The sequence below is a fragment of the Mariniflexile sp. genome (assembly GCF_052728615.1).
Map to the genome: position 1 here is coordinate 1 of NZ_JBFVFE010000099.1, position 7,973 is coordinate 7,973.

Genomic DNA, 7,973 nt, shown 5'->3' on the forward strand with positions numbered 1-7,973 from the left:
TGGGACAGGTTTGAATTTGTGTTCACGCCCAAACATGGGAGCTGGTTGAACATGGCAGAGATAGAACTGCACGTGCTGAACGGCCAATGCCTAAACAGGCACATATCCACAATGGATGAAATAAAAAGAGAGATAAATGCTTGGCAGGACAGCAGGAACAACAAAGGGGGCAGGATAAACTGGCAGTTCACCACCGCAGACTCAAGAATAAAATTGAAAAGACTTTATCCGTCAATTGATGATTAACATAACATTAGTTTAGTTTTCATAAATCCAAAACAGCTTGTTTGACATTTGTATTCTTTATATAATTGGCAGTGTCTTCAGCTACTGAAAAAACAGAGTCCGAACATTTGTATTTAAATGCTTCCCTTGCAAATTTATCTGAGAAGAATAAATCCGTTATTTTTTGTAATTCTAATTCGAATAAAGTAGCGAGTGATTTGAGTTTAGATTTGCTAAATTTTTGAGTACCGTTTTCAATTCTACTAATAGCACTTGAATTAATTCCGATTTTTGCTCCAAATTCAGTTTGTGTCCATTCTCTTTTTTCTCTTTCAGTTTTAATGAAATGTCCGAAAATTGCCATATTTACAGTTTTATCAAAAAAGGATTTGACCTATTTTTAGAAAATGTAATAATTATTTGCGATTTTTGTGTCAAGTTTATCGCTTTTTTTTGCGGTGGAAAGAAACAGCTCTTTTATTTTTTTAAGCTTGGGCTTGTGAGTTGGGAAAAAATAAATGTGCTGTTTGCGCGGTGGCGTTTTTCAGACGGTTTTTTAAAGTAGTTCGGTTTTTTTTAGCTTGTTGCCAACGGTTTCGTATAAAAAAAGTTACGTGTTTGTGTGCGAGGATTCTCCGCAGGAAAATCGGAAGCAAGCAAACACAAAGCCAACTTTTGATTAAGCCAAAACAGCAATTTTTTTTATGCGTTGTTGATATTGCTTTTTAAATTATATGAGATATTTTTGCCATGTACTGAAGATAAGAAATTAAAAATTGTGACCAAAACGATTTAAAGGAGTCCTAACATATAGTTGGGACTTTTTTTGTACATTCAATTTTCAAACCCAGTAACCTCATATTAATTAAAAATATATAATCATTATGTCAGGAATTTTAGACTTATTAAACAGCGACTTAGGAAAAACAATTATTAGCGGTGTTGCTGGTCAAACCAAACAGCCGCAAAACAAAACACAGGATGTTTTAACAATGGCGTTACCCGTATTAATGGCAGCTATGAAACGAAATGCAGCTACTCCACAAGGTGCAGAAGGCTTATTAGGCGCTTTAAACAGCAAACATAATGGTAGCATTTTAGGTAATCTTGATGGATTGTTTAGTGGTGGTGTCGATTCCAATGTTTTGGATGACGGTAATAAAATCCTTGGTCACGTTTTAGGAGGCAAACAACAACATGTTGAAAATGCAATCAGCCAGAAATCTGGTCTTGATGCAGCTTCGGTGGCGCAAATATTAAAAGTAGCCGCTCCTATTTTAATGGGTGTTTTAGGTAACCAGGCAAAAAAACAAAATGTAAATAACCCAAGTGGTTTAGAAGGTTTGCTGGGTGGTTTGCTGGGTGGCAGTTCTACAAAAAACGAACAAAGTTTTTTAGAATCCATTCTTGATGCCGATGGCGATGGCAGTATTGTTGACGATGTTGCGAGCATGGTATTAGGAGGTTCTAAAAAGAAAGGCGGTCTTGGAGGGTTACTAGGTGGTATTTTTGGAAGAAAATAATTTCCTTTAAATAAATACTAAAAACGTCAAACATATAGTTTGGCGTTTTTTTGTTAAAACAATTCAAAAACAAGCATTTAAGGAATGGTTTTTGTAAATTTAGTTGAACTAAAACTTCTAAAAAGTAATCTTTACTCAATGGAAATGATGGTTAACTCATTTGGGGTTTTATAATGGGTAGGAACTTTATAGGTTTGTTGTAATAAAGCACTTCAAGAAAATGAAAAAAATATTTTTAATATTATTCATAATCAATTCATTGTATACTTACTCTCAATCAGATGAGATAAAATTAGACAAAAAATATTTTTTACTTGGGGTAATCAATACAATCTATAACACAGGACCTGATTTAGACACTAAAAACAATCCAATTGATTGGTTTTATTCATCAGATAATCCAACTCTTGAGTATATTAATCGAGAAATTAAAAGTGATTCTGTAATTGATATAAAAATTGAAGAAAACAAACTATTTTCAAAATACTTATCTGATGAAATTCCTAAATATTTTGATGGTGAACATTTGGATTATTCCAAATTTAAGACAGAAAGTGACATATTATCCTTCTTAACAGGAGCATACTTAAGAGATGGTGAAAAACTTAATGATACTATATATAAAATTCATATTCCTCTTTCAAAAAAACCCGCATTATGCCGTGATTTATTAAATAAAACTAGTTCAAAAAATGTTTTTTTCAGGATTGTTCAAAATATCCCTACTCAATTAATGGTTTATTTTACTCCAAATGAAAATTTAATAAAATATTTTGATGTTGTTAAAAATGAACCCAAGAGGGTTGAAAAGATAAAATCATACTTAATACATAATCTTGAGGAAGAAGTTAAATCTCAAAAAAATAAAAAGAAAAGAAAAGAATACTCAGAATTACTATCTAAGTTTAAAGGAACATTTGATGAAAATGTATTTGAAAGCAATAAAAAAGAAATTGATACTATTCAAAAATTAATGAATCAAATCGTAATAAAATCATAAAAAAAGAATCATGAAAACAATCACCTCCATATTATTAATTGGTCTCTTGGTTTTTAGTTGCAATACAACAAAGCGAACAACTTCAACCAAAGACGAAAAACTGGAAAACCTTAAACTTAATGATACCGTAAGCATTGCCAATGATGAACTGGAATACGAAATAATCATTATTGAACCAGGTTTTAACTATTGGTTGGTAAGTCAAGCCAGACCAGAAGGCTATTATTCTCAACCATTTTTGGAAAGCAGAAATTATCAATATGTTATTGAATGGAACCAACGTGTTCTTCAACCACAACTTTTTGATCCAAATTTGTATGAATTACAAATTGATTATCAACCCTATATAGATTACGGCTACGAGGTTAACTACAAGCTTTATAACTACTTTATTTATTTCCAACTTACCTACAAACAACGATTGGCTGGATTTGACCCGAGAATTTAATTTTCTTTTAACTATTTTTGCACTTCAAATTAAAGTGTGGAAAAATTAAAAGAACGTTGGGATATAAAACAGAATTGGCAACTGCTATTTCCCTTCCTAGGTATTGTTGTGTTGGGGTATTCTTCATATAAATTATCATTTCTATTTCTAAAAGAAACAAATAGTACTTTTAATATCCTTTTAAGCGGTGTTTTCTTTTTTTTACTATTAAAATCCACGCTTTTTATTATTAACAAATTGGAAAAAAAATGGCAAGTAAATTACAAATGGGAAATGATCAGCATTTTTCTTGTATTTGCTGTTACTGGTTCATCGTCCCTATTTGTAAGCAGGCCCATTATAAAATGGATCGGAATTACTAAAGAAAACTTAAACCCTTTGCTTTATTGGGTTTTATATATTATTATTGGCTTTGTTTTTTACCAGATATTGCTCGTTTTAATTGGATGGCTTTTTGGACAGTTTCAGTTTTTTTGGAACTTTGAAAAAAAGATGCTTTGCAGATTGGGCTTTAAACGTTTTATAGATTAGTGAACAACTTAAAGGAACATATAGCTTTTAAAACAGTAACGCTATTTTTAGCGGTATCGCTTTTACTTCCTACCGGGGTAAAATTCACACATATTTTTGCGCACCATAAACACGACATTTGCAAAGGGGAAAAGGCAACCCATTTACACAAAATAAATGCCGATTGCGACTTTTATAAATTCAAATTAAGCCATTCTTACACCATTGCTTTTTTTAATGTTGATCTGTTTTCCCCTAAAGAAAAAGCCCTTAAAATTGTTTCGCAATATCAATTTTTAAGTGGGCATCAACCTTTACAAACAGCACTTCGCGGACCTCCTCCCTTCATTTAATAATTAGAATTTGCTGAAACTTTTTCAGCTTTAAATCTTGAACTCATCTAAATCAATAGATTTCCTGTATCCACGGAAATTAAAAACACATCTATACCATGAAATTATTATGTAGCATGTTGCTATTTCTTATAATAAATACTTTATATTCTCAAAATTCAATTAAAGGAACCGTTCTTGATGCCAATACAAAAGAAGGTTTAGCTTTTGTAAACATCTATTTTACAGATATTGAAAAAGGCACTTCCACCAATGAAAAAGGCATTTTTACCATAGAGAATTTACCTTCAGGAAGCCATACCATGTTGGTTTCCTTCATTGGTTATGAAACAAAATCATTGAAAATCAGCATTCCAAATACTTCCAACATCACGATCGATTTATCCCCTACAGCTATAGAAATGGAAGCCGTTATTATATCTACACCGTTCCATAAACTTCAAAGCGAAAACGTTATGAAGGTGGAAAAACAATCCATAAAAACCCTAAAAGCAAATGGGGCAGTCAATCTAGCCGATGGCATTACCAATATTGCTGGCGTTGAAAGTGTTACCACAGGTTTAAGTATTGGAAAACCCGTTATTAGAGGATTAAGCTCCAATCGTGTTTTGGTTTACGCACAAGGTGTGCGATTGGAAAACCAGCAATTTGGCGACGAACATGGTTTGGGCATCAGCGACTCGGGCATTGAAAGTGTTGAAGTTATAAAAGGCCCCGCTTCCTTGCTCTATGGTAGCGATGCGCTTGGTGGCGTTTTATATATAAATCCCGAAAAATTTGCCGAAACAAATACCCGAAAAGCAGACTTTAGCGGTAATTATTTTAGCAACACGCAAGGGTATAACACCAATGCAGGTTATAAAGCATCCAAAGACAATTTTAAATTTTTGTTTAGGGGAAGCTTAACGGAACATGCCGATTATAAAACCGATGATTACAGAGTTACCAACACGCGGTTTAGGGAACAGGATTTTAAAGCTGGCATTGGGTATCAAGTAAATACATTTAAAACAGAGTTTCGCTATAATGTGAACAATTCCAAATTAGGCATTCCAGAAGAAATTGGTGAGCAATCCACAAGCAAAACACCACTATTCCCATTTCAAAACATAGCAAATCATGTGTTCAGTTCAAAATCAACCGTGTTTTTTAATGACTCTCGATTAGATGTTAATCTAGGCTATATTTATAACGATAGAAAAGAATTTGAAGATGATATTTTACAAGCTGTATTGTATATGAAGTTAAAAACAGCCAATTATGATATAAAATACAACTTACCCAAATTAGGGAAATTTGAAACCATCGTGGGTGTTCAAGGTATGAACCAATTGAACACCAATTATGGCGAAGAGCAATTGATACCGGATGCAACCACGAATGATTTTGGTGTTTTAGCAACCTCGCACATCCATTTTGAAACTGCCGATGTACAACTTGGAATACGATACGATAATAGAAATTTAAATGTTGATTCGGGGTTGCAAAAAGATTTTAACAGCTTTAACAGTGCAATAGGGGTTAAAACCAATATTTTTGAAAAGATAACTGCCAGGGTAAATTTAGCAACAGGTTTTAGGGCGCCCAATTTATCGGAACTAACATCTGATGGTGTTCACGAAGGCACCAACCGTTATGAAATTGGAAACAACAATTTAAAAAGTGAGCAAAATTTCCAAACTGACGTTGCCTTGGAGTTTAAAAATGAACACGTAGAATTTTTTGTAAACGGTTTTTATAACAAAATCAATAATTATATTTTTCTTTCGCCTGAAGGAACTGTTATAGATAATAAACCTGTATTTACTTATCTCCAAGAAAATGCCAAATTATATGGCGGTGAAATTGGGCTGCACATTCACCCACATCCTTTGGATTGGTTGCATATTGAAAGTAGTTTTGAAACCGTTACCGGAAAACAGGATAATGATTCGTATCTACCCCTAATCCCTGCCAATTCATTGACCAATACGTTAAGGATTGAATTTGAAAAACCTTGGTTTAAAAACGCGTATGCATTTATAAAACTGAGAACCACATTTAACCAAGATAACATCAGTGCTTTTGAAACCAGTACCAATGGCTATAGTTTGTTAAGTACAGGATTAGGTGGCGACTTTAAGTTGTTCAAAAATATAGCTACCATTACGCTATCGGGAACAAATCTTACCAATAAAACCTATATCAATCATTTATCGCGGTTAAAACCTGATGGTATTTTTAATATGGGCAGAAATATAAATATTGGATTGACTTATAATTTGTAAAAATTGGCTGTTTTGAAATTATTTTAATGGAACGATTTTTTTAGGCAATACTTTATAATATAAATTAAAAATCTCGACAGTTTTCTGTCGGGATTTTTTTATGGTTTTATGTAGGGAGAATTAATTATATTTACAGGATAACAGTAACAAAAAAGGTATCATATCCTGACCTATTTGCGGGATATGAGTAATAAAAGTTACTATATAACGAGTTGCCCACAATAGCGGAACTCACTCGGAACGAGAAAAATCGTAGTTGAATTTCCGAATTTTTTTTTTTGAGTTTTAAGAAAGTGAAAACAGAAAAATAATTTGCAGAATTTCCAAAATTACGTCGGACTTTTTAGCTCGTTTGCGGAATCGGAATCTGAAAAACGGAATTTAATGCAAAAAATCCCACTCGAAATCTGAATTGAAAAACAAAACCGAACTGTGTGCGGAATTTAGCAAGTTGCGGAATTGCTCACTCAAACGGAATTGACAAATACTGCGGATTAAAAAAATGACCGAATTCACTCAAACGCTGAAAACTGGAAAAACGGAATTTAGCGGAATAATTAAACTCTGAAAAAACTACTGTGGGCAACACCGTGTATAATTAATTGCTTACTTTAGTGCTTAAACAATGGCAGTTGCGTGTTTGCTACGTCTGATTTTCCTGCGGAAAATCCTCGCACACAAACCCGCAACTTTCCATACACAACCACGTTAGCAAACATATGACCAAAAATGAAAATCCTTAAAACATTCATATTTCTTGCTTTAATCATAAGCTGTGCGGAGAAAAAAACCGAAGAAAATATATTGGAATTTGATAAAGTTTTGGGCAAAGAAAATGTTGTTACTTTAGACTTTATTGTGTCTGATTTTGAAAATGACTTTCTTAAAAGACAATATCCGAATCTGAATACTGAAAATGCCTATCGCCAGTTTTTAACTGATTTACGTGATGACAAAACTAAAAACTGGAAAAGAATATCAGAAAAAGCAATTGAAAAGTTCGAATCGAGTGAATTAAGACTGCAAATGTATGAGTTTCCAGATTCGGTTTGGATTTTAAAGAATAGCTCTTTTGACAAAATAGAATCCGACTCCGTATCATTTTTAAACATTCCTTACCCATATATAAAATCAAGATTTAAATACATAAATCCTGACGGCTCTACCGAATTCTTACATTCAAGAGGTGGTGGCGAAATTAAACTTAACGACAACTTTGATTCTATTGTGAAATCTGAACTAAAAACACCTCGATTTAATTTTATTGGCACTTATCTTATGGCTTTAAAATCGGTTAGTAAGGACAATGATTTTTTAGAAGAGTTTTACGACATTAAAAATTCAATGGGAATTATTTCTCCTGAATTAACCGTAAGCGTAATGTTAGAACGGAATGTGGATTTAAATAGTCCTACAATTAGAAAAATAATTATACTTGAAATGATATATTGAGAACAAAAATACGTTTGCTAACACCGTGTATAAGCCATTGCTTGGTCATCGCTCATCTGAAAAATCCTCGCGGATTTCCCTGCTGGGTTTTGTGCTTTTAATGGTTCGTGCCCAGACCCGCAACGGCTCATAGTGTGCCGAGCAAGCAATGGGCGGCAACATTTACCCATTGTGAACTGTGGATAAGATGGTGGA

At 33.1% G+C, this 7,973-nt stretch carries 9 protein-coding genes; 8 read left to right on the plus strand and 1 reads right to left on the minus strand.

What is annotated here, in order from left to right; all coding sequences use genetic code 11:
• Positions 1-246 (plus strand): transposase (locus ACU1LP_RS19000; RefSeq protein WP_445737063.1); only part of this gene is annotated, 246 nt, incomplete at its 5' end.
• Positions 247-265: 19 nt separating this feature from the next.
• Here the strand turns inward: ACU1LP_RS19000 and ACU1LP_RS19005 are convergent.
• Positions 266-589, minus strand: coding sequence for a helix-turn-helix domain-containing protein (locus tag ACU1LP_RS19005; protein WP_445737064.1), 324 nt, complete (start codon positions 587-589; stop codon positions 266-268).
• A 520-nt stretch (positions 590-1,109) separates the two neighbouring features.
• On the opposite strand from ACU1LP_RS19005, the gene ACU1LP_RS19010 reads away from it, so the two are divergent.
• The 7 genes from ACU1LP_RS19010 (at position 1,110) to ACU1LP_RS19040 (ending at position 7,778) form a co-directional block, all read left to right on the plus strand.
• Positions 1,110-1,748, plus strand: a complete 639-nt coding sequence (locus ACU1LP_RS19010) for a DUF937 domain-containing protein (protein WP_445732509.1) — start codon at positions 1,110-1,112, stop codon at positions 1,746-1,748.
• 220 nt (positions 1,749-1,968) lie between these two features.
• Positions 1,969-2,748, plus strand: coding sequence for a hypothetical protein (locus tag ACU1LP_RS19015; RefSeq protein WP_445737065.1), 780 nt, complete (start codon positions 1,969-1,971; stop codon positions 2,746-2,748).
• A gap of 10 nt (positions 2,749-2,758) precedes the next feature.
• Positions 2,759-3,196: a DUF6146 family protein gene (locus ACU1LP_RS19020; protein WP_445737066.1), complete on the plus strand. Its 438-nt coding sequence runs from the start codon at positions 2,759-2,761 to the stop codon at positions 3,194-3,196.
• A 36-nt stretch (positions 3,197-3,232) separates the two neighbouring features.
• On the plus strand, positions 3,233-3,727 hold the full coding sequence (locus ACU1LP_RS19025; RefSeq protein WP_445737067.1) for a DUF6787 family protein: 495 nt from the start codon (positions 3,233-3,235) through the stop codon (positions 3,725-3,727).
• Positions 3,727-4,059 (plus strand): hypothetical protein, encoded by a 333-nt coding sequence (locus ACU1LP_RS19030; RefSeq protein WP_445737068.1) that lies wholly within the window; start codon positions 3,727-3,729, stop codon positions 4,057-4,059. The genes ACU1LP_RS19025 and ACU1LP_RS19030 overlap by 1 nt, the downstream gene beginning before the upstream one ends.
• Positions 4,060-4,157: 98 nt before the next feature.
• Complete coding sequence (locus tag ACU1LP_RS19035; protein ID WP_445737069.1) at positions 4,158-6,326, plus strand: TonB-dependent receptor; 2,169 nt, start codon at positions 4,158-4,160, stop codon at positions 6,324-6,326.
• Positions 6,327-7,055: 729 nt separating this feature from the next.
• Complete coding sequence (locus ACU1LP_RS19040) at positions 7,056-7,778, plus strand: hypothetical protein (RefSeq protein ID WP_445737070.1); 723 nt, start codon at positions 7,056-7,058, stop codon at positions 7,776-7,778.
• The last annotated feature ends 195 nt before the right edge of the window (positions 7,779-7,973 follow it).

What these genes read in the sequence shown, in the direction of transcription:
- ACU1LP_RS19005 (WP_445737064.1), bottom strand. Translation starts at nt 589, where the DNA reads ATGGCAATTTTCGGACATTTCATTAAAACTGAAAGAGAAAAAAGAGAA.
- ACU1LP_RS19010 (WP_445732509.1), top strand. Translation starts at nt 1,110, where the DNA reads ATGTCAGGAATTTTAGACTTATTAAACAGCGACTTAGGAAAAACAATT.
- ACU1LP_RS19015 (WP_445737065.1), top strand. Translation starts at nt 1,969, where the DNA reads ATGAAAAAAATATTTTTAATATTATTCATAATCAATTCATTGTATACT.
- ACU1LP_RS19020 (WP_445737066.1), top strand. Translation starts at nt 2,759, where the DNA reads ATGAAAACAATCACCTCCATATTATTAATTGGTCTCTTGGTTTTTAGT.
- ACU1LP_RS19035 (WP_445737069.1), top strand. Translation starts at nt 4,158, where the DNA reads ATGAAATTATTATGTAGCATGTTGCTATTTCTTATAATAAATACTTTA.
- ACU1LP_RS19040 (WP_445737070.1), top strand. Translation starts at nt 7,056, where the DNA reads ATGAAAATCCTTAAAACATTCATATTTCTTGCTTTAATCATAAGCTGT.